A 20,755-nucleotide genomic window follows, 5' to 3' on the forward strand; every position below is an offset into this window, starting at 1 on the left:
GCATCAGGTCAGGGGTGATAACGCGGCCCGCGCGACACGGCAAGAGCGCGGCAACCCGAGGCCCCCCGCCCGCGTTATGCCCCGATCGCGACATTTCCGAAATGGAAACGCCCCCGAAATGGAAACGCCATGACCGTCCTGACCGACGCCTTCGCCGACCTGTTCGCCCCGCTGCAGACCGTTCCGATGGTGGCGGTGGTCATGCGCCTGCTGCTGGCCCTGTTCCTCGGCGCCCTGATCGGCTGGGAACGCGAGGTCCATGCCCGCGCCGCCGGGCTGCGCACCCATATGCTGATCTCGCTCGCCGCCGCGATGTTCACCACCGTCGCGATGGAACTGACCCATTTCCCCAGCCATGACGATCTCAGGCTGCAGATCGATCCCCTGCGCCTGATCGAGGCGGTGACCGCCGGCGTCGCCTTCCTCGCCGCCGGCTCGATCATCATCAGCGGCGGGCATGTCCGCGGGATCACCACCGGCGCCTCGATGTGGCTCGCCGGCGCCATCGGCCTGGCCTGCGGGACGGGCGACGGCTTGCTGGCCGTGATCGGAACGCTGCTCGCGCTGCTGATCCTCTGGGCGATTCGCCGGATCGTCGCCCTGGGCGGCAAGGCCGAGGAAACCGCCCCTCGCACTCCTTCCAAAATACCTTCGGGGGGTCCGGGGGGCGAAGCGCCCCCGGCGTCGCGGGACGCAACCACCCCGCCGGATGCTCAGTAGAGCCCGCCCGAGGACATGGTGCCGAAATCGGTGCGCTTCGGGATCACCCGCCGCTCGCCGGTCGAGGTGGTGATGGATGTCGAGGCGCGGCTGTCCGCCCCCGCCTCCCAGGGCAGGACCACCGGCCCGTCGCCGAAGCCCGACACGACATAGGGCGACAGCCAGTTCGGATCCGCGCCTTCGCGGAAATATTCGGCGATGACATTGGGGCCGCTGGCATCGTCGGACAGGCGCTGGCCGGTGACGCGGTCGATCTTCACCCAGTAGCCGCCCGGCGGCACCTTGAATTCCGAGCCGCCATATTCCTTCACCGCCTCGCGCATGAAGGCGTTGAAGACCGGCACGCACAGCGTGCCGCCATAGGCATCCGACCCCAGCGTGCGCGGCTGGTCGTGGCCCAGATAGCAGCCGGCGACGATATTGCTGGAATAGCCGATGAACCAGACGTCCTTGGCATCATTGGTGGTGCCGGTCTTGCCGGCGATCGGCACCGGCAGGTTCACCCCGCTGCCCGAGCCGCGCTTGACCGCGCCCTCCAGCATCGAGGTCAGCTGATAGGCGGTGACGGCATCCATCACCCGCTCGCGGTTGCTGTCGATCACCGGCCCCTGCCCGGCGGGCAGCGCCTGGGCGCCGCAGGTCTCGCAGGTCCGGCGGTCGTGGCGATAGACGGTGCGGCCGCGCCGGTCCTGCACCCGGTCGACCAGCGTCGGCTCGACCCGCTCGCCGCCATTGGCGAACATGGCATAGGCCGCGACCATCTTGAACAGCGTCGTCTCCTGCGCGCCAAGCGCATTGGCCAGGAAGGGCTTCAGGTCGTCATAGACGCCGAACCGCTCGGCATATCCGCCGACGATGTCCATGCCGATGTCCTGAGCGATGCGGATGGTCATCAGGTTCCTCGACATCTCGATCCCGGTGCGCAGCGGCGTCGGCCCGTAATGGCGGCCGCTGGAGTTCCTCGGCTCCCACAGCCCGAAGGGGGTGTTGATGCGGATCGGCTCGTCCACGACGATGGTCGCCGGGGTATAGTTGTTGTCCAGCGCGGCGGCATAGACGAAGGGCTTGAAGGACGACCCCGGCTGGCGCATCGCCTGGGTCGCGCGGTTGAAGACCGAGGACTGATAGCTGAAACCGCCCTGCATCGCCATGACCCGGCCCGTGTTCACGTCCATGGCCATGAAGCCGCCCTGCACTTCGGGCACCTGCCGCAGGCTCCAGCGGATGAAGCCGCCACCGCCGTCGCGGGTCATGGCGCGCACCAGCACCACGTCGCCGACCTCGACCAGGTCGCCCGCCACCCGCGCCCGGTCGCGCAGCCGGCCGGTCTCGCGGTCCAGCTTGCGCGCCCATTGCACGTCCTCGGCCGGGATCCAGTGGCCGTCCGCGTCCTCCTCGATCCCCTCGATGCCGATCCGGGCGGCGCTGTCGGACAGCTCCAGCACCACCGCCGGATGCCAGCCGGGAATGTCGCGCGGCACGCGGATCTCCCACAGGGCGCCGCGCCAGGCAGCCTCGTCGCGCAGCGCCTCGGGCGGCAGCGCCTCGCCGGTGCCGCGCCAGATGCCGCGGCCGCGGTCGTATTTCTCCAGCGCCTCGCGCAGCGCATCGGCGGCGGCGGTCTGCAATTCGGGGTCCACCGTCGCCCGGATGGTCAGCCCGCCGCCGAAGAATTCCTCCTCGCCGAATTCGCGCGACAGCTGGCGGCGGATCTCGTCGGTGAAATAGTCGCGCGACGGCATCTGGTCGTGGAACGAGGGGAAATCGCCGTTCTGGACCGAGCGCAGCGGCAGCTTCGCCTCGGCCTCGTAGGTCGCCTGGTCGATATAGCCGTTCTGCCACATCTCGCGCAGCACATAATTGCGCCTTTCGGTCACGCGCTCCTTGGCGCGCACCGGGTGATAGCGGCCCGGCGCCTGCGGCATGGCGGCCAGCATCGCGGCCTCGTGCGGCTCCAGCTCGGACAGCGACTTGTTGAAATAGGTCTGCGCCGCCGCCGCCACGCCGAAGCTGTTCTGGCCCAGGAAGATCTCGTTCAGATAGAGTTCCAGGATCTGGTCCTTGGTCAGCGTCCGTTCCAGCCGCGAGGCCAGGATCACCTCCTTCACCTTGCGCTCGACGCTGCGGTCGCTGGACAGCAGGAAGTTCTTCATCACCTGCTGGGTGATGGTCGAGGCGCCGCGCACGCTGTCGCCGCGGGTCTGCACCGCCTGCCAGGCGGCGCTGGCGATGCCGCGCAGGTCATAGCCGGGATGGGTGTAGAAATTCTTGTCCTCGGCGCTGATGAAGGCCTGCTTGACCAGGTCGGGAATCTCCTCGACCGGCACGAACAGGCGGCGCTCCTGCGCGAATTCGTCCATCAGCATCCCCTCGCCGGAATAGATGCGGCTGATGGTCTTGGGCGTGTACTGGGCCAGCGCCTCGTGGCTGGGCAGGTCGCGCGAATACATCCAGAAAATCGCGCCAAGGGTCAGCGCGACGAAGAAGGTGGCGGTGACGAACCAGGAAAAGATCGCCCCGAAGAAGGAAAGGATGGTCCGCAACACCTGAAAAACGCCTCTCGCTGACTGGTCCCGTCTATAGACCCAAGCGGGGGCTTGCGTCAAAACAACATCCCGTCGCTATTGCCGCAACAGGCCGCGGCGCTGCTGCTCGTCGCGCCCCCAGGAGGCGATGGCATCGGCCAGCGCGCCGACCATGCGCGCCCGCCAGGCCGGATCGGTCAGGTTGGCGCGGTCGACCGGGTCGCTGACGAAGCCCAGCTCCAGCAGGACCGAGGGGATGTCGGGCGATTTCAGCACGGAAAATGCCGCCCCCTGCACCGGCCGCCCATGCAGCCCGATCCCGGCCATCGCCATGCGCGAGGTCAGGAAGGCCGCGAAATTCTCGGACCGGGGCTGGGTGTCGGTGCGCACGAAATCCATCAGCACCGTGGCCAGCGCATCGTCATGCCCGCTCAGATCGACGCCCGCCAGCAGGTCGTCGCGGTCGTGGCGCTCGGCCAGAAGCCGGGCGGCCAGGTCGTCCGAGGCCGGGTTCCAGACATAGACCGTCGCCCCCGCCGCCTGCCCCTGCGGCAGCGCATCGGCATGAAGCGACAGAAACAGGTCCGCCCCCGCCTCACGCGCGATGGTCATCCGCGATTCGAGGCTGACGAAGCGGTTGTCCGAGCGCGTCATCTGCACGTCGATGCCCCGCGCGATCAACTCTCGCCGCAGGTCCAGCGCATAGGCCAGCACCAGGTCCGCCTCGCGCGCGCCCTCGGCCACGGCGCCCGGATCGAAGCCGCCATGGCCGGGATCCAGCACCACGGTCAGCCGCTCCCTGTCCTCGGCCGGCGGCATGGCCACGGGATCGGGCAGGTTGCGCAGCGCCGCCGTGGCGCTGGGACGGGGGGCGAAATCGGCTTCGGCCACAGGTTCGATAGCGATATGGATCTGCGGCTCGGGCGCACGGCTGCGCAGATGCGCCTGGCTGACGCGATAGGGGCCGGGCAGTTCCAGCACCAGCCGCGACCAGCCCTTCTCGAACCGGCCCCAGCGGATCGCGGGCACCAGCTCGGCGCCGAACAGCTGCTCGGGGCGGTAATCGCCGAAATCCAGCCCCTCGACATCGACGATCAGCCGGATCGGGTCGGCGACCAGGAACACCCGCCAGGCGGCGGGCCGGTCCAGCGTCAGCCGCAGGTCCATCGGCCGCGGCCGGCCCCGGTCGCGGCCCTCGGCGGTCAGCGAAGAGGCGCCGATCACCAGCCGCGCCGGTTCCTGGGCCCAGGCGCCCCCGGCGCCCGGAACGGCCAGCAGCGACGCCAGAAGCAGCGCCAGGAGGGCGGCCAGCCGCCTCATCGCGCGGCCATGAACTCCGTCAGGCGGCGCAGTCCCTCGGCGATGTCCGCAGTGGCGCGCGCATAGGAGAAGCGCAGCGTGCGCGCCCCGCGCTCGGGGTCGAAATCCAGCCCCGGCGTGACCGCGACGCCGGCCTTTTCCAGGATCTCGGCCGCGAAGGCCAGCGAATCACCGGTCAGGTGCGACACATCGGCATAGATGTAGAAGGCGCCTTCCGGCGGCGCGATGCGGTCGAAGCCGGCCTTCGGCAGCCCCTCCAGCATCAGGCGGCGGTTCTCGGCATAGACGGCAAGGTTGCCCTCGGCCTCGGGCGTGCAGTCCAGCGCCGCCAGGGCGGCCAGCTGGCTGGCATGGGGTGGGCAGATGAACATGTTCTGCGCCAGCCGTTCCACCGTGCGGACATGGCTTTCCGGCACCACCATCCAGCCGACCCGCCAGCCGGTCATGGAAAAATACTTGCTGAACGAGTTGATGACGAAGACCTCGTCGGTCGCCTCCAGCGCGGAATGGCAACGATCGCCATAGGTCAGCCCGTGATAGATCTCGTCCGAGATCACCGCCATGCCGCGCGCCTGCGCCGCCTCGGTCAGGGCGCGGATCTCCTCCAGGCGCAGCACCGTGCCCGAGGGATTGCCGGGCGAGGCGAGGATCAGCCCCCGCGCGCCCTCGGGCAGGTCCTGCGGGCGCGGCTGATAGCGGTCCTCGGGGCGGGTCGGGATGCCCACGGGTTCCAGCGACATGGCCCGCAGGATCTGGCGATAGCTGGGATAGCCCGGATAGCCCATCGCCACCCGGTCGCCCGCGTCGAACAGCGCCGAGAAGGCCAGGATGAAGGCGCCGCTGCTGCCCGGCGTCACCACGACGCGGGCCGGGTCCAGGTCCACGCCGTACCAGCGCCGGTAGAGGTCGGCGATCCCCTGCCGCAGCGCCGGCAGACCCAGCGCGACGGTATAGCCGAGGGGCTGGTCCAGCGCCCCGGCCAGGGCGCGGCGGGCGCCCTCGGGGGCGGGCGTGCCGGGCTGGCCGACCTCCATGTGGATGATGTCGCGCCCCGCGGCCTCGGCGCGGGCGGCGGCTTCCATCACGTCCATGACGATGAAGGGATCGACCTGTCCGCGAAGGGATTGGCGCATGGATCAGACCTCGTCCGGTGTTTTTCCAGCCTCTTAGCGCGAAGGCCGGGCGGGCTCCAGTTCTTTGACGGGCTCACGCCAAGGTGTGGCGGGCTTTCTTGCCAAGCCCCGCCGCTATCGCCATCCTGCGCGCGACCCGAACCCCGAGGACCTGCATGACACGCCTGACCGCCGCGCTGCTTCTGACCGCCACCTTCGCCCTGCCCGCGCAGGCCTTCGACATCTCGGCCATGTCCGAGGAGGAAAAGGCCGCCTTCGGCGAGGCGGTGCGCGACTATCTGATGGAAAATCCCGAGGTGCTGGTCGAATCGATCAACGTGCTGGAGGAACGCCGCGCCGCGACCGAGGCCGAGAACGACGTGGCGCTGGTCGCCGCCAACCGCGCGGCGATCTTCGAGGACGGCCACAGCTGGGTCGGCGGCAATCCCGAGGGCGACCTGACCATGGTCGAATTCATCGACTATCGCTGCGGCGTCTGCCGCCGCTTCAACCAGGAAGTCCATGACGTCGTCGAGAATGACGGCAATATCCGCCTGATCCTGAAGGAATTTCCGATCCTTGGTCAGGACAGCGAAAACTCCGCCCGCTTCGCGATCGCGGTCCGCCACCTGGCCGGCGACGAAGCCTATATGAAGGCCCATGACGAGCTGATGGCGCTGCGCAGCGAGGCCTCGCTGGAGGCGCTGCGCGGCGTGGCCGAAAAGATCGGCGTCGATGCCGACGAGGTCGTGAACATGATGAATACCGAGACCGTCACCGCGGTCCTGCGCGAGAACCGGCAGCTGGCCGAGCGGATGGCGATCCAGGGCACGCCGACCTTCGTGATCGGCGATCACCTGCTGCGCGGCGTGCCCGGCATCGGCCTGACCGCCACGGTCGAGCAGATCCGCGAGGAGATGACCGAGGGATAGGCGGGGACCCGGCCGCCACCCGTCGCGGGGGGGCGCCTCCGGCGGGGGTATTTGGGCAACGAAGAAGCGGCGCGGGGCCTATTCGGCGGCGGTGGCGGGGTTCTGGGCGGCCTCCTCGGCTTCCAGCTTCGCGGCGCGTTCCTCGACCAGCCCGACGATATGGTCGATCATCTGGTCGTTGCTCATCTTGTGGGACTGGCGCCCGGCCATGTAGACCATGCCGCTGCCCGCGCCGCCGCCGGTGAAGCCGATATCGGTCATCAGCGCCTCGCCCGGCCCGTTCACGACGCAGCCGATGATCGAGAGCGACATCGGCGTCTTGATATGTTCGAGGCGCTGTTCCAGCTTCTCGACAGTCCTGATCACGTCGAAGCCCTGCCGCGCGCAGCTGGGGCAGGAGATGATCTGCACGCCGCGGGTGCGCAGGCCCAGGGATTTCAGGATCTCGTAGCCGACCTTGACCTCCTCGACCGGATCGGCGGACAGGCTGACGCGGATCGTGTCGCCGATGCCCATCCACAAGAGGTTGCCGAGGCCGACGGCGGATTTCACCGTGCCGCCGACGAAGCCGCCGGCCTCGGTGATGCCCAGGTGGATCGGGGCGTCGGTGGCCTCGGCCAGCTGCTGATAGGCGGCGGCGGCAAGGAACACGTCGCTGGCCTTCACGCTGATCTTGAAGTCGTGGAAGTCGTTGTCTTCCAGGATCTTGATGTGGTCGAGCCCGGATTCGACCATCGCGTCCGGGCAGGGCTCGCCGTATTTCTCCAGCAGGTGGCGTTCCAGGCTGCCGGCATTCACGCCGATCCGCATCGAGCAGCCGTGGTCGCGGGCGGCGCGGATCACCTCGCGCACCCGGTCGGGCGATCCGATATTGCCGGGATTGATGCGCAGGCAGGCGACGCCGGCCTCGGCGGCCTCGATGGCGCGCTTGTAGTGGAAATGGATGTCGGCCACGATCGGCACGGGGCTTTCGCGGCAGATCTCCTTCAGCGCGCGGGTGGTTTCCCGGTCGGGGGCCGAGATGCGCACGATATCGGCCCCGGCATCGGCGGCGCGGATCACCTGCTCCAGCGTGGCGCGCACGTCATGGCCGTCGGTATTGGTCATGGTCTGCACGCTGATCGGCGCGTCGCCGCCCACCGGCACGCGGCCGACCATGATCTGGCGGGACTTGCGGCGCTCGATGTTGCGCCAGGGACGGATCGGGTTCAGCGACATGGCAAATGGCTCCGGCTTCCCCCTTGGGATACGCCATCGGCCGGGGCGCGGCAACCGGGGCACGGCCTCGTGATGGGGCGGATCAGGGCCTCGGCAGGCGCAGGGCGGTCATCACCGTGGCCAGCGCGTCGCGCGGCAGCATCAGCAGCATCGTCCCTTCAAGCCGCAGCGTGACCAGCCCGGTCGCCCGGTTCGAGGTGCCGACGCGGCGGTCCGGCGCGAAGTCCAGCCCCTCGATCGGCCATTCGAGCCCGGTCGAGACCCCGCGCGCCGGCCCCATCGGATAGAGCGAGACCCGCGTGCCGGGCATCAGCGGCAGGGTCAGGCGCGGGGGCGCGACGAAGACGATGTCGTCCGAGGTCAGCAGGATCACCGGCGGGCGCGGCACCCGCGCCATCGTGTTCAGCGCCGCCAGCGTATGGTCCAGCCGCAGCCCGGCAAAGCCCACGGCCATGACGAAGGGCGCGGCGATCCGGGTCAGGCATTTGGTGAAATCGGTGCTGTCCTGCTCGGCCACCTGCACGATCCGCTCGGCCGGAATCAGCCGGCGGGCGCCGGCGCTGATGCTGTCCATGTCGCCGATCACCCAGTCGGGCGCCTCGCCCAGCGACAGGGCGCGGTCGGCGCCGCTGTCGGCCGCGACCAGCAGCGGCGCGACCTCCAGCGCAAGGCCCAGGTCCTGCGGCGCCACCGCGCCACCGCCGATCACGGTGACGCCGCGATCCGCGATGACCAGCGGCGGGATCATTCGCCCCGGCCGACGCCGCTGAAGATCCGCTTGCAGGGAAAGGCCCAGACCAGGCCCAGCCCGACATAGACCAGAAGCTCGATCCAGACCGGCTGGCGGCCCCAGCGCGCATCCATCCAGTTCACCAGCGTCACCGCTACCACGATATAGGCCGGCAAGCCCACGACCAGGACCAGCAGCGCCAGGCGCTTGCGCGTCTTCAGATCCATCTCTTGCCGCGCCTCCCTTTCATCTTGGCCCAAATATCCCGGGGGGTCCGGGGGGCTGGCCCCCCGGCGGTCGCGGGACGCAATGCCGCGATCAATCCGCGAAGGGATCGGTGACCAGGATCGTATCGTCGCGTTCCGGGCTGGTCGAGAGCAATGCCACCGGGCACTGGATCAGCTCCTCGACGCGGCGGACATATTTGACCGCGGCCGCCGGCAGGTCCGCCCAGCTTCGCGCGCCCTGCGTCGAGTCGCGCCAGCCCTCCATCTCCTCGTAGATCGGCGTGACGCGGGCCTGCAGGGCCGCGGCGGTCGGCAGATAGTCGTATTGCACCCCGTCGATCTCGTAGCCCACGCAGATCTTCAGCGTCTCGAATCCGTCCAGCACGTCCAGCTTGGTCAGGGCGATGCCGTTGACGCCCGAGATCGCGCAGGTCTGGCGCACCAGCACCGCGTCGAACCAGCCGCAGCGGCGCTTGCGGCCGGTGACGGTGCCGAATTCATGGCCGCGCTCGCCCAGGCGCTGGCCGTCGGCATCGTCGAGCTCGGTCGGGAACGGGCCTTCGCCCACGCGGGTCGTATAGGCCTTGACGATGCCCAGCACGAAGTCGATCGCCCCCGGTCCCATGCCGGTCCCCGAGGCCGCCGCCCCCGACATGGTGGTCGAGCTGGTCACATAGGGATAGGTGCCGAAATCGATGTCCAGAAGGCTGCCCTGCGCGCCCTCGAACAGGATGCGCTTGCCGGACTTGCGGGCCTCGGCCATGATCTTCCAGACCGGCTGGGCATAGGGCAACAGCTTCGGCGCGATCTCCTGCAGGCTGGCCTTCAGCCGGGCGCGGTCGATGGGCTCGGCGCCCAGGCCCTGACGCAGCGCGTCGTGATGGGCCAGCAGGCGATCCAGCCGCGCGTCCAGGGTCTCCTCGTCGGCCAGGTCGGCGACGCGGATGGTGCGGCGGCCGACCTTGTCCTCGTAGGCCGGGCCGATGCCGCGGCCGGTGGTGCCGATCTTCGCCTTGCCGGCGGCCTCCTCGCGCAGCTTGTCCAGGTCCTGGTGCAGCGGCAGGATCAGCGGGGTGTTCTCCGCGATCATCAGGTTCTCGGTGCCGATCGCGACCCCCTGCGCCGACAGCTTGTCGATCTCGGAAAACAGCGCCCAGGGGTCCAGCACCACGCCGTTGCCGATCACCGCCAGCTTGTTCTTGCGCACGATGCCCGAGGGCAGCAGCGACAGCTTGAAGACCTGGTTGCCGATGACCAGCGTATGGCCGGCATTGTGGCCGCCCTGAAACCGCGCGATCACGTCGGCGCGTTCCGACAGCCAGTCGACGATCTTGCCCTTGCCCTCGTCGCCCCATTGCGCGCCGACAACCACCACATTGGCCATGAGCCGGTCCTTCCCTCGTGCCCGAAAAACGTCCGCGCCGGGTCTAGCGCACAAGCCGGCCGGGGAAAAGCGGCGATTTCCTTTGGCGGCGCGGCCGTTTGGTGGAAGGATCGGACCGTCCAGCGATAGGCCAGCGATAGGAGAGCGCCATGTGCCATGCCTGCGTCATCGAATCCGTGAAGTCGAACATGCTGTCGCGCCGGGCCCTGTTCGGGGCGGCGGCGGGATCCGCCGCGCTGGCGATGGGCGCGGTCTCGGCCCGGCCCGCCCTGGCGCAAAGTTCGGGGCGGGTCATCGACCTGACCCATGCCTGGGACGGGGATTTCCCGACCTTCGACGGGTTGCCGGGAATCACCTACGAGCCCGACAAGCTGCTGGAGCGCGACGGATACCAGCTGTGGAAGCTGACCATCTTCGAGCATTCCGGCACCCATATCGACGCGCCCCTGCATTTTTCCGAGGACGGCGCCTCGGTGGACGAACTGGACCCGGCGGGGCTGGTCTGCCCGCTCTGCGTGATCGACATCGCCGCCCGCGCGGCCGAGGACCCCAATGCCACGGTCCTGCCCGAGGATGTCGAGGCCTGGATCGGCGCCCATGGCCAGATCCCCGCCGGCGCGCTGGTGGCGATGCATTCGGGCTGGGCGGCGAAGCTGGGCGATCCGTCCTATCGCGTCGATGCCGATGGCGCCTTCGCCTTTCCGGGCTTCTCGCAACCGGCGACGGACCTGCTGGCAGAGATGGGCGTGGCCGGGATCGGCGTCGACACGCTGTCGCTGGATCCGGGAAATTCCGCCGATTTCGCGGTGCACAATTCCTGGCTGCCGGGCGGGCGCTATGGGATCGAGAATCTTGCCGGGCTGGACCGGGTGCCGGGTGCGGGGGCGACGGCCTTCGTCGGCGCGCCCACCCACAAGCGCGGCACCGGCGGCCCGGCGCGCATCCTGGCCGTGGTCTGATCGCCGCGAGGGCGGTTTATCGGGTATTTGGGCAACGAAGAAGCGGCCCGTCGTGACCCTGTGGGGCGGGTGCTACCAGTGCGGCGGGCGCTGGTCGGCCAGCGGAAGGGTGCCGCCCGCCTCCAGCTGCTGTTCGGCGGCGGCGCGCATCAGCATCTCGACCCGGCGCGAGAGCCGCGCGATCTCGCCGTCCTGCCGGGCGATCACCTCGCTGAGGTCCTCGGTGATGCGGGCCAGATGCGCCAGCGCCTCCTCCAGCTGGCGGAGGCGGGCCTGGGCCGCCTTTCCATCTTCCATGTTCTTGTCCATGTCGCCCCCTTCCGTTAGATGCGGCCACGGATTTGGCCGGAAGGGCACATGACCATGGCGAAGGATCAGAAAAAGCAGCCCCGTCCCAAGGCGGAAACGCCGAAGGGCTTTCGCGACTATTTTGGCGCGGATGTGACCGAGCGCAAGGCGATGCTGGACCGCATCGCCGAAATCTATCATCGCCACGGCTTCGATCCCCTGGAGACCAGCGCCGTCGAGACGGTCGAGGCGCTGGGGAAGTTCCTGCCCGACGTGGACCGACCGAATGCCGGGGTCTTCGCCTGGCAGGAGGAAGCCGTGCCGGGGGGCGGCTCGGGCGACTGGCTGGCGCTGCGCTATGACCTGACGGCGCCTTTGGCGCGGGTGGCGGCGCAGTTTCGCAATGATCTTCCCTCGCCCTATCGGCGCTATGCGATGGGGCCGGTCTGGCGCAACGAGAAGCCGGGGCCGGGGCGGTTCCGGCAGTTCTATCAATGCGATGCGGATACGGTGGGCGCGGCCTCGGTCGCGGCGGATGCCGAGATCTGCGCCATGCTGGCCGATGCGTTGGAGGCCGTGGGCATCGCGCGCGGCGATTACATCGTGCGGATCAACAACCGCAAGGTGCTGAACGGCGTGCTGGAAGCCGCCGAGGTCCGCACGGACCAGGCCGAGGACGTGCTGCGCCAGATCGACAAGTTCGACAAGGTCGGCCGCGACGGCGTGCTGGCGCTGCTGACCACGGGCCGCAAGGACGAGAGCGGCGCCTTCATCGAGGGGGTCGGCCTGAGCGCGGCGCAGGCCGCGCCGCTGCTGGCCTTCCTGACCTCGAAGGGCGCCACCAATGCCGAGACGCTGGAGAACCTGGGCGCGGCCGTGGGCGGTGCGGCCATCGGCGCCGAGGGGGTCGAGGAACTGGCGCAGATCTCGGGCATGCTGGCGGCGATGGGGGTGGGCGAGGACCGGGCGGTGATCGACCCCTCGGTCGTGCGGGGCCTTGGCTATTATACCGGGCCGGTCTTCGAGGCCGAGCTGACCTTCGAGATCCTGGACGAGAAGGGCCGCAAACGGCAATTCGGATCCGTCGCCGGCGGCGGGCGCTATGACGGGCTGGTCGAGCGTTTCACCGGCCAGAAGGTGCCCGCGACCGGGATCAGCATCGGCGTGGACCGGCTGCTAGCCGCGCTGCGCGCCAAGGGGCTGGCCGGGGCCGAGGAGGCCGGGCCGGTGGTGGTCACGGTCATGGATCGCGAGCGGATGGCCGATTACCAGGCGATGGCGGCGGAATTGCGCGCGGCCGGCATCCGCGCCGAGGTCTATCTGGGCAATCCCAAGAACTTCGGCAACCAGCTGAAATATGCCGACAGGCGCGGCGCCCCGGTGGCGATCATCCAGGGCGGGGACGAGGCGGCGCGCGGCGTGGTGCAGCTCAAGGACCTGGTGCTGGGCGCGAAGATCGCGGCCCAGGCCAGCCATGAGGAATGGAAGGCCCAGCCCGCCCAGACCGAGGTGGCGCGCGCCGATCTGGTGGCGGAAGTGCGGCGGATCCTGGGATGATCCCGAAACGCGACAAGCAGGCCGTCGGCCAGCGCTTCCTGGCCGCCTTCCGCGCGGCCGGCGCGGTCGAGGTCGCGCCCGACATCCTGCTGCCCGCCGAGACGCTGCTGGATCTTTACGGCGAGGACATCCGGGCGCGGGCCTATGTCACCAGCGACCCGCTGCGCGGCGAGGTGATGCTGCGTCCCGACTTTACCGTGCCGGTGGTGCAGATGCACATGGCCAACGGGGCCGAGCCCGCCCGCTATTGCTATCTGGGCGAGGTGTTCCGCAAGCAGGATCCGGGCGAGGAGCGCCCCGCCCATCAGCGCGACAACGAATACCTGCAGGCCGGGTTCGAGCTTTTCGCCCATGATGCGGACGCCGATGCCGAGGTCTTCGCGCTGTTCCACCGCCTTCTGGCGCCCCTGGGCCTGGGGGCCGTGACCGGCGACATGGGCCTGCTGATGGAGGCGGTGCGCGCCCTGCCCCTGTCGCCCGCCCGCCGCGACGCGGCGCTGCACCATGTCTGGCGGCCGGGCCGCTTCGCCCGGCTGATCGAGCGATTCTCGAACCAGCGGGCGACGCGCGACTTCCCCGAAGCCTCGGCGCCCTGGTCGGGCCTGCGCGGCGCCGACGAGATGGCGGCGCGGATCACCCGGCTGCGGGCCGATGCCGCCGAGCCACCCCTGGCGCCGGAATGGCCCGCGCGGCTGGAGCGGCTGTTCGCCATCGCCGCCCCCCTGCCCGAGGCGCTGGCCCGGCTGGGCGAGCTGGCGGTGGAATGGCCCGCCTTGCGCCCCGCCGTGGCGCGGATCGAGGCGCGCGCGGCGGCAATGGCGCAGGGCGGGATCGACACAAGCGCGATCCGCTTCGATGCCAGCCACGGCCGGCACACGATGGAATATTACGACGGCTTCACCTTCAGCTTCCTGGCGCCGGGCCGGGCCGACTGGCCGCCGGTGGCCTCGGGCGGGCGCTATGACGCGCTGACGGCGGTGCTGGGGCGCGGCTGCGGGCGCGCGATCCCGGCGGTGGGCGGCATCATCCGCCCCGGACTGGTCGCGGAACTGGAGGCGGGCGCATGATCCGGCTGGGGGTGCCCTCGAAGGGGCGGCTGATGGAGCAATGCTTCGACTGGTTCGCCACCCGCGGCGTGCGGCTGTCACGGGCCGGGTCGGACCGCGAATATGCGGGCCGGGTCGAGGGCGCCGAGGGCGTGGCACTGGTCCTGCTGTCGGCGGGCGAGATCCCGCGCGAGCTGGCCGCCGGGCGGATCGAGCTGGGCGTGACCGGCACCGACCTGGTGCGCGAGAAGCTGGCCGGCTGGCGCTCGGACCTGGTCGAACTGGCGCCGATGGGTTTCGGCCATGCCGACCTGATCCTGGCCGTGCCCGCCTGCTGGCGCGATTGCGACGACCTGGACGATTTCGCCGCGATCGCGCGGGATTTCCGCGCCGCGCATGGCTTCCGGCTGCGGGTGGCGACGAAATATCACCGGCTGGTCCGCGCCTGGCTGGCCAGCCACGAGGTCGCCGACTACCAGCTGGTGGACAGCCAGGGCGCGACCGAGGGCACGGTGGCCAACCAGACCGCCGAGGCCATCGCCGACATCACCAGCTCGGGCGCGACGCTGCGCGCGAACAACCTCAAGATCCTGTCGGGCGCGCCGATCCTGCGATCGCAGGCGACGCTTTTCGCGCATCGCGGCGCGATGGGCGAGGAGATGGCCCGGTTTCTGGCGCAGCTGGGGGTGGCGGCCGGGTAAGGGGGCTGTTCGCCCCCGTCCCCGTGCCGGGGACTCCCCCAAGGGTATTTCGGCAACGAAGAAGCGGCGGCCGGGCTTTGGGCCGGGGCGCCCGCTATTTGCTTGCACCGGCCGGGGCGCGCGACTAGAAGGGGCGCCAATTTTCAGGCCGGCGCGAGCGAATGGCGGGCGGCCCTTCTTGATATGAGGACGATGATGCAGGTCAAGGAAACCCGGAACGAAGGTCTGAATCGGGGCTATCAGTTCACCCTGCCCGCCGCCGATCTGGCCGCGACGGTCGATGCGAAGCTGAAAGAGGCGCAGCCCGAGATCGAGATGAAGGGCTTCCGCAAGGGCAAGGTGCCGATGGCGATGCTGAAGAAGCAGTTCGGCCAGCGCATCATGGGCGATGCCATGCAGGAAGCCATCGACGGCGCCCTGCGCAGGCACCTGGAGGAATCGGGCGACCGTCCCGCCATCCAGCCCAAGGTCGAGATGGAGAATGGCGAGACCTGGAAGGAAGGCGACGACGTGGTCGTCAACGTCTCCTACGAGGCGCTGCCCGCCATTCCCGAGGTCGACCTGACCAAGCTGAAGCTGGAGCGGCTGACCGTCCCCGCCGAGGAGGCCGCGATCACCGAGGCGCTGGAAAACCTGGCGAAATCGGCGCAGAACTTCGAGGATCGCCGCAAGGGCAGCAAGGCCAAGGACGGCGACCAGGTGGTCATCGACTTCAAGGGCTTCGTCGACGGCGAGGCCTTCGAGGGCGGCGCGGCCGAGGACTATCCGCTGGTGCTGGGCTCGGGCAGCTTCATCCCCGGCTTCGAGGAGCAGCTGGTCGGCGTCAAGGCCGAGGAGGAGATCAAGGTCGAGGTCAAGTTCCCCGAGGAATACGGCGCCCCGAACCTGGCCGGCAAGGATGCCGTCTTCGAATGCAAGGTGAAGGCCGTGAAGGCGCCCAAGCCGGCCGAGATCGACGACGAGCTGGCCAAGAAATTCGGCGCCGAGGACCTGGAGGCGCTGAAGAAGCAGATCGCCGAGCGCCTGGAGGCCGAATATGCCGGCGCCGCCCGCGCGGTGCTGAAGCGCGCCGTGCTGGACCAGCTGGACGAGCAGGTGAAGTTTGACCTGCCCGAATCGCTGGTCGAGGCCGAGGCCGCCCAGATCGCCCACCAGCTGTGGCACGAGGAAAACCCCGAGGTCCACGACCATAACCACGGCACCATCGAGCCGACCGAGGAACATCGCAAGCTGGCCGAGCGCCGCGTCCGCCTGGGCCTGCTGCTGGCCGAGATCGGCCAGAAGGCCGAGGTGACCGTCACCGACCAGGAGATGACCCAGGCCGTCCTGCGCGCCGCGCGCCAGTATCCGGGCCAGGAACGCGCCTTCTTCGAATTCGTCCAGCAGAACCAGGCCGTCCAGCAGCAGCTGCGCGCGCCAATCTTCGAGGACAAGGTGGTCGATCACATCGCCGAGGAAGCCAAGGTCAGCGAAAAGCAGGTGACCAAGGAAGAGCTGGAAAAGGCCGTCGAGGCGCTGGACGAGCTCTGATCCTTCCCGGATCCGCAAGAACAGGGCCGCGGCACATCCAGCCGCGGCCTTTTTCGTGCCGCCCTTTCATCTTGGCCCAAATATCCCCGCCGGAGGCATCCGCCCGCGCCGCAGGCGGCACGGGGGCCATTCCCGCGCGCCCCTTCAGACCACCAGCCAGTCGCTTTCCGCGTTTTCCTGCCAGCCGGCGCGATGCAGCAGCGGCGTGTCGTCCTCGAAGGCCGGGTGGCCGATGCACAGCCAGGCGGTGAAGCGCCAGTCGGGCGGCATGTCCAGCAGCGCCTCGATCCGCGCCGGGTCGAGGATCGAGACCATCCCCAGCCCCAGGTTCTGCACCCGCGTCGCCAGCCAGATCGCGAAGACCGCCATCGCCGCCGACTGGCGCAGGGTCTCGGGCATGGTCTGGCGGCCAAGCCCGTGGCCGGTCTCGGGATCCTCCAGGCAGAAGACCGCCAGCTGCACCGGCGCGACCTCCATCCCCTCCAGCTTCAGCTGCGCATAGGCGGCGCGGCGGCTGCCCTGATACAGCGTCGCGGCGCGGGCATTGCAGTCGCGGAAGATGTCGCGGGCGGCCTGGCGCAGGGCCGGATCCTCGACGCGCACCACCCGCCAGGGCCGGGCATTGCCGACCGAGGGCGCCAGCGCCATCGCCTCCTGCAGATGGGTCAGCGCCTCCTCGGGCACCGGGTCGGGCAGGAAATGGCGCACGTCGCGCCGCCAGCGCAGCAGCCGCATCAGCGCCGCCAGGTCCTCCTCGTCGAAACGCCGGCGATGGGGCATGGCTCAGTGCCCGACGGACTTGGAGAACAGGTTGACCACCACCACCCCGGTGACGATCAGCGCCAGTCCGACCACGGCGGGCAAATCCAGCCGCTGGCCGAAGATCACCAGCCCGATCAGCGCGACCAGGACGATGCCGACCGCGCTCCAGATCGCATAGGCGACGCCAAGCGGCAGCGCCCGCAGGCTGAGCGACAGCAGGTAGAAGCTGGCAAGGTAGCAGACCGCCATGCCAAGGGTCGGCCACAGCCGGCTGAACTGCTCGGAGCGTTGCAGGAACGAGGTCCCCACCACCTCGAGCGCGATGGCGATGCCAAGCGGGACATAGGGCGATACGAACATGGGACCTCCGGGCGTTCAGGCGTCAGCCCCCTTCTTCGGCCGACCGCCCCCCCTTGGGCAAGCCCTTTCGGCGCCCCATGACCGCATTCAGCTCGGCCCCGGCCAGCAGGATGCAGCCCGACAGCCACAGCCACATCATCAGCGCGATCACCGCCCCCAGCGCGCCATAGGTCCTGTTGTAATTGGCGAAATTCGCCGCATACCAGGAAAACAGCATCGAGGCCGCGACCAGCATCACCCCGGCCAGCAGCGCGCCGGGCAGGACCGGCGACAGTCCCGCCGCGCGGCGCTGCGGCCGCGCCGGACCCCAGCGATACAGCGCCGCGATCGCGCCCAGCAGCACCCCGAACAGGATCGGCCAGCGCAGCAGCCCGACCAGCGCGCCGGTTCTGTCGGGCAGCGGCAGATAATGCAGCAGCACCGGGATCACCGCGATCACCCCCAGCATCAGCGCCACCATCACCAGCCCGCCAAGCGTGAAGCACATCGCCACCAGGTTCAGCTGCAGGAAACCGCGCGTTTCCTTCTGGAACAGCGCCACGTTCAGCGCCGAGAGCAGCGCCTTCATCCCGCCATTCGCGGAATAGAGCGCCACCGCCAGCCCGCCCAGACCGGCCAGCGACAGCAGGCTGCCCGAACTGGCCGCGATGGCCTCGACCTGCCCCCGCACGATCTGCAGCGCGCCCTCGGGCAGCAAGGCGGCCAGCAGGTCCAGATGCGCGGCGATGCGCGCCGGATCGGCCGCCAGTCCATAGAGCGACACGAAGGCGGTGATGGCGGGAAACAGCGACAGCAGCGCGAAGAAGGTCACGCCGCCGGCGACGGCGCTGACCCGGTCCTCGGAAATCCGCTCGGCGGTTTCCCGGACGATCCCGACCAATCCGCGGCGCGGCTCTCCCTCCGTCGCCGGGCCGGACCCGTCCCCGCCGGGCGGCACCAGCCCATAGCGGGCGCGCGTGCCGTCATCCAGATCGCCCAGCAGCGCGTCCCGGACCGAGCGCCCTGCCCCCTGCATCTCGGACATCGCGGCCCCCTTCGCTTGCGGAATTGCCCGGCCCGGCCCGTTACAGCCGGTGGGTGCGCCGGTCATCGTCCCGCTTCGGGCCGCGATCGCGGTCTTCGGCCGCCCCGGCGCCGCCTGCGGGGCGGTCCGCGGCGGCATCGCCTCGCCCCATCAGGTCACGCACCTGCTGGGCCGTGGCGGCGAATTCGCCGATGATCGCGCTGGCCTGGGCGGCGACGCTGCGAAAGCCGGTGAAGGCGCTGGCCAGCGAATCGGCCAGCCCGTTCAGCCCGGCGGACAGGCTGGTGGCGGTGTCGGTCATCTCGGCGGCGATATTGCGGCGCGGCGGGTTGCGGCGGCGGGCGGCCTCGGCGCGGCGCTGCGCGGCGGCGCGGCTGTCCTCGCGCGCCTGGGCCCGCGCGCGGCGACGGATCTCCTCGCGCTCCTCCTCGTCCAGCTCGGCGAATCGCGGCGCCAGCGTGTCCGGCGCCCGCCGGTCGCGCTCGGGGATGCCTGCGCCGACGCCGACGTGATAGGGTCGCCGCCCGCCCTCGTCGGCGATCATGCCGGCGATCTTGCGGGTGGCCATGATCGCCCCCGCCGTCAGCCCGGCCACGCCCAGGGCGATCCCGCCCCAGACGACGACCTTCGCGGTGGTCGAGGGCATCGGCCAGGGCTCGCGCCCGTCGGGCGAAACCCGCCCCGACGGGATCACCCGGCTGGAGCGCATCGGCCGGTGCGGATAGGGGCTGGCGGTGCGGTGCCCCTCGGGGACCTTGCGGGGGCCGAAGCGGGTCTCGCTGTCGCGGTCGGCTTCGGTCAGGTCGTGGTCGTTGTCGTCGCTGCGCTGCATCTGGGCCTCCGGCTCGTGCTGTCTTGTAACCTGAACCCGCATCGGGCGCGGAATGTTCCGCCGATTCCGCGCAATCGCCAACCAAAACTTGCCCCCGGCCCGGCACCCCGCTATGCCCGCGCCAACGACAAGGAGAGCGCCATGATCCCTCGCTATGCCCGCCCCGAAATGACCGCGATCTGGTCGCCCGAGACGAAGTTCCGCATCTGGTACGAGATCGAGGCCCATGCCTGCGACGCGCAGGCCGCGCTGGGGGTGATCCCGAAGGAAAACGCCCAGGCCGTCTGGCGCGCGAAGGATGTCGAATTCGACGTGGCCCGCATCGACGAGATCGAGGCGGTGACCAAGCATGACGTAATCGCCTTCCTGACCCATCTGGCCGAACATATCGGCGCCGAGGACGCCCGCTTCGTCCACCAGGGCATGACCAGCTCGGACGTGCTGGACACGACGCTGAACGTGCAGCTGGTGCGCGCCGCCGACATCCTGCTGGCCGACATGGACCGCGTGCTTGAGGCGCTCAAGCGCCGCGCCCACGAGCACAAGGACACGGTGCGGATCGGCCGCAGCCACGGCATCCATGCCGAGCCGACCACGATGGGCCTGACCTTCGCCCGCTTCTATGCGGAAATGGCGCGCGGCAAGGCCCGCCTGCAGGCGGCGCGCGAGGAGATCGCCACCGGTGCGATTTCCGGCGCGGTCGGCACCTTCGCCAATATCGACCCCGCGGTCGAGGAACATGTCTGCGCCCAGATGGGCCTGCGCCCGGAACCGATCAGCACCCAGGTGATCCCGCGCGACCGCCACGCGATGTTCTTCGCCACCCTTGGCGTGATCGCCAGTTCCATCGAGAACATCGCCATCGAGATCCGCCACATGCAGCGCACCGAAGTGCTTGAGGCGGAAGAATATTTCAGCCCCGGCCAGAAGGGTTCGTCGGCCATGCCGCACAAGCGCAACCCGGTCCTGACCGAGAACCTGACCGGCCTTGCGCGCCTGGTGCGCATGGCGGTGGTCCCGGCGATGGAGAATGTCGCGCTGTGGCACGAGCGCGACATCTCGCATTCCTCGGTCGAGCGCGGCATCGCGCCGGATGCCACGATCACCCTGGATTTCGCCCTGAACCGGCTGGCCGGGGTGGTGGACAAGCTGGTCGTCTATCCCGAGAACATGCTGCGGAACATGAACAAGTTCAAAGGTCTGGTGATGTCGCAGCGGGTCCTGCTGGCGCTGACCCAGGCCGGCGTCTCGCGCGAGGACGCCTATCGGCTGGTGCAGAGAAACGCCATGAAGGTCTGGGAACAAGGCGCTGATTTCAAGGAGGAACTTCTGGCCGATGCCGAAGTGACCGCGGCCCTGACCCCGGCCGAGATCGAGGAGAAATTCGACCTCGGCTATCACACCAGGCATGTCGACACGATCTTTCGCCGGGTATTCGATTCAAATCCCGTCTAGTTTCGGGATCGCGCTAACCGCCGCTTAGGGATTTCATGCCAGATTGACCGGGAAGAAACCGGCGGGGGTGTGA

General features: G+C 69.5%; 20 protein-coding genes. 8 read left to right on the top strand and 12 right to left on the bottom strand.

Annotated features, from left to right (window positions below):
• Positions 1 to 129: 129 nt before the first annotated feature.
• Complete coding sequence (locus C9E82_RS14470) at positions 130 to 720, top strand: MgtC/SapB family protein (protein WP_119896856.1); 591 nt, start codon at positions 130 to 132, stop codon at positions 718 to 720.
• Here C9E82_RS14470 and C9E82_RS14475 read toward each other — a convergent pair.
• From C9E82_RS14475 to C9E82_RS14485, 3 genes are all read right to left on the bottom strand, one after another.
• Positions 714 to 3,266, bottom strand: coding sequence for a penicillin-binding protein 1A (locus tag C9E82_RS14475; protein ID WP_119896857.1), 2,553 nt, complete (start codon positions 3,264 to 3,266; stop codon positions 714 to 716). The genes C9E82_RS14470 and C9E82_RS14475 overlap by 7 nt on opposite strands.
• Positions 3,267 to 3,341: 75 nt before the next feature.
• Positions 3,342 to 4,565 carry an N-acetylmuramoyl-L-alanine amidase gene (locus C9E82_RS14480; RefSeq protein ID WP_119896858.1) on the bottom strand — a complete coding sequence of 408 codons (1,224 nt, stop codon included), beginning with the start codon at positions 4,563 to 4,565 and terminating at the stop codon, positions 3,342 to 3,344.
• Complete coding sequence (locus tag C9E82_RS14485; RefSeq protein ID WP_119896859.1) at positions 4,562 to 5,698, bottom strand: pyridoxal phosphate-dependent aminotransferase; 1,137 nt, start codon at positions 5,696 to 5,698, stop codon at positions 4,562 to 4,564. Before C9E82_RS14485 ends, C9E82_RS14480 begins: the two co-directional genes overlap by 4 nt.
• Positions 5,699 to 5,853: 155 nt before the next feature.
• On the opposite strand from C9E82_RS14485, the gene C9E82_RS14490 reads away from it, so the two are divergent.
• Positions 5,854 to 6,609: a DsbA family protein gene (locus C9E82_RS14490; protein WP_119896860.1), complete on the top strand. Its 756-nt coding sequence runs from the start codon at positions 5,854 to 5,856 to the stop codon at positions 6,607 to 6,609.
• A gap of 78 nt (positions 6,610 to 6,687) precedes the next feature.
• Here the strand turns inward: C9E82_RS14490 and ispG are convergent, their stop codons facing one another.
• The 4 genes from ispG to C9E82_RS14510 form a co-directional block, all read right to left on the bottom strand.
• On the bottom strand, positions 6,688 to 7,827 hold the full coding sequence (gene ispG, locus C9E82_RS14495) for a flavodoxin-dependent (E)-4-hydroxy-3-methylbut-2-enyl-diphosphate synthase (RefSeq protein WP_119896861.1): 1,140 nt from the start codon (positions 7,825 to 7,827) through the stop codon (positions 6,688 to 6,690).
• Between the two features lie 82 nt (positions 7,828 to 7,909).
• Positions 7,910 to 8,575, bottom strand: coding sequence for a thiamine diphosphokinase (locus C9E82_RS14500; protein WP_119896862.1), 666 nt, complete (start codon positions 8,573 to 8,575; stop codon positions 7,910 to 7,912).
• Complete coding sequence (locus C9E82_RS14505; protein WP_119896863.1) at positions 8,572 to 8,784, bottom strand: DUF2842 domain-containing protein; 213 nt, start codon at positions 8,782 to 8,784, stop codon at positions 8,572 to 8,574. Before C9E82_RS14505 ends, C9E82_RS14500 begins: the two co-directional genes overlap by 4 nt.
• 91 nt (positions 8,785 to 8,875) lie before the next feature.
• Positions 8,876 to 10,168 (bottom strand): adenylosuccinate synthase, encoded by a 1,293-nt coding sequence (locus C9E82_RS14510; RefSeq protein ID WP_119896864.1) that lies wholly within the window; start codon positions 10,166 to 10,168, stop codon positions 8,876 to 8,878.
• A gap of 149 nt (positions 10,169 to 10,317) precedes the next feature.
• Between C9E82_RS14510 and C9E82_RS14515 the strand changes: the two genes are divergently transcribed.
• Complete coding sequence (locus C9E82_RS14515; RefSeq protein ID WP_119896865.1) at positions 10,318 to 11,127, top strand: cyclase family protein; 810 nt, start codon at positions 10,318 to 10,320, stop codon at positions 11,125 to 11,127.
• A gap of 72 nt (positions 11,128 to 11,199) precedes the next feature.
• Here C9E82_RS14515 and C9E82_RS14520 read toward each other — a convergent pair whose 3' ends face one another.
• Complete coding sequence (locus C9E82_RS14520) at positions 11,200 to 11,436, bottom strand: SlyX family protein (RefSeq protein WP_240643426.1); 237 nt, start codon at positions 11,434 to 11,436, stop codon at positions 11,200 to 11,202.
• Between the two features lie 54 nt (positions 11,437 to 11,490).
• Between C9E82_RS14520 and hisS the strand changes: the two genes are divergently transcribed.
• The 4 genes from hisS to tig all read left to right on the top strand — a co-directional run bounded on the left by hisS (position 11,491) and on the right by tig (position 16,249).
• Entirely contained in the window at positions 11,491 to 12,972 is a 1,482-nt protein-coding gene (gene hisS, locus C9E82_RS14525) for a histidine--tRNA ligase (protein WP_119896904.1), read from the top strand.
• Positions 12,972 to 14,039, top strand: coding sequence for an ATP phosphoribosyltransferase regulatory subunit (locus C9E82_RS14530; protein WP_119896905.1), 1,068 nt, complete (start codon positions 12,972 to 12,974; stop codon positions 14,037 to 14,039). The genes hisS and C9E82_RS14530 overlap by 1 nt, the downstream gene beginning before the upstream one ends.
• Entirely contained in the window at positions 14,036 to 14,719 is a 684-nt protein-coding gene (hisG, locus tag C9E82_RS14535) for an ATP phosphoribosyltransferase (protein WP_119896866.1), read from the top strand. Before C9E82_RS14530 ends, hisG begins: the two co-directional genes overlap by 4 nt.
• A 195-nt stretch (positions 14,720 to 14,914) precedes the next feature.
• A complete protein-coding gene (tig, locus tag C9E82_RS14540; RefSeq protein ID WP_119896906.1) occupies positions 14,915 to 16,249 on the top strand; it encodes a trigger factor in 1,335 nt (444 codons plus the stop codon).
• A 144-nt stretch (positions 16,250 to 16,393) separates the two neighbouring features.
• Here the strand turns inward: tig and bluB are convergent, their stop codons facing one another.
• The 4 genes from bluB to C9E82_RS14560 are packed head-to-tail and all read right to left on the bottom strand — an operon-like array spanning position 16,394 to position 19,227.
• Positions 16,394 to 17,029, bottom strand: coding sequence for a 5,6-dimethylbenzimidazole synthase (gene bluB / locus C9E82_RS14545; RefSeq protein ID WP_119896867.1), 636 nt, complete (start codon positions 17,027 to 17,029; stop codon positions 16,394 to 16,396).
• A 3-nt stretch (positions 17,030 to 17,032) separates the two neighbouring features.
• Positions 17,033 to 17,371, bottom strand: coding sequence for an SMR family transporter (locus C9E82_RS14550; RefSeq protein WP_119896868.1), 339 nt, complete (start codon positions 17,369 to 17,371; stop codon positions 17,033 to 17,035).
• Positions 17,372 to 17,393: 22 nt separating this feature from the next.
• The gene (locus tag C9E82_RS14555; protein WP_170161993.1) at positions 17,394 to 18,395 is read right to left on the bottom strand and encodes a YihY/virulence factor BrkB family protein; all 1,002 of its coding nucleotides are present in this window, start codon (positions 18,393 to 18,395) and stop codon (positions 17,394 to 17,396) included.
• A 40-nt stretch (positions 18,396 to 18,435) separates the two neighbouring features.
• The gene (locus C9E82_RS14560; protein ID WP_119896870.1) at positions 18,436 to 19,227 is read right to left on the bottom strand and encodes a hypothetical protein; all 792 of its coding nucleotides are present in this window, start codon (positions 19,225 to 19,227) and stop codon (positions 18,436 to 18,438) included.
• A 141-nt stretch (positions 19,228 to 19,368) separates the two neighbouring features.
• Here C9E82_RS14560 and purB point away from each other — a divergent pair, with 141 nt between their 5' ends.
• Positions 19,369 to 20,682 (top strand): adenylosuccinate lyase, encoded by a 1,314-nt coding sequence (gene purB, locus C9E82_RS14565; protein WP_119896871.1) that lies wholly within the window; start codon positions 19,369 to 19,371, stop codon positions 20,680 to 20,682.
• Positions 20,683 to 20,755: the final 73 nt, after the last annotated feature.

The organism is Paracoccus sigandri (assembly GCF_003709565.1).
Taxonomy (GTDB): Bacteria; Pseudomonadota; Alphaproteobacteria; order Rhodobacterales; family Rhodobacteraceae; genus Paracoccus; species Paracoccus siganidrum.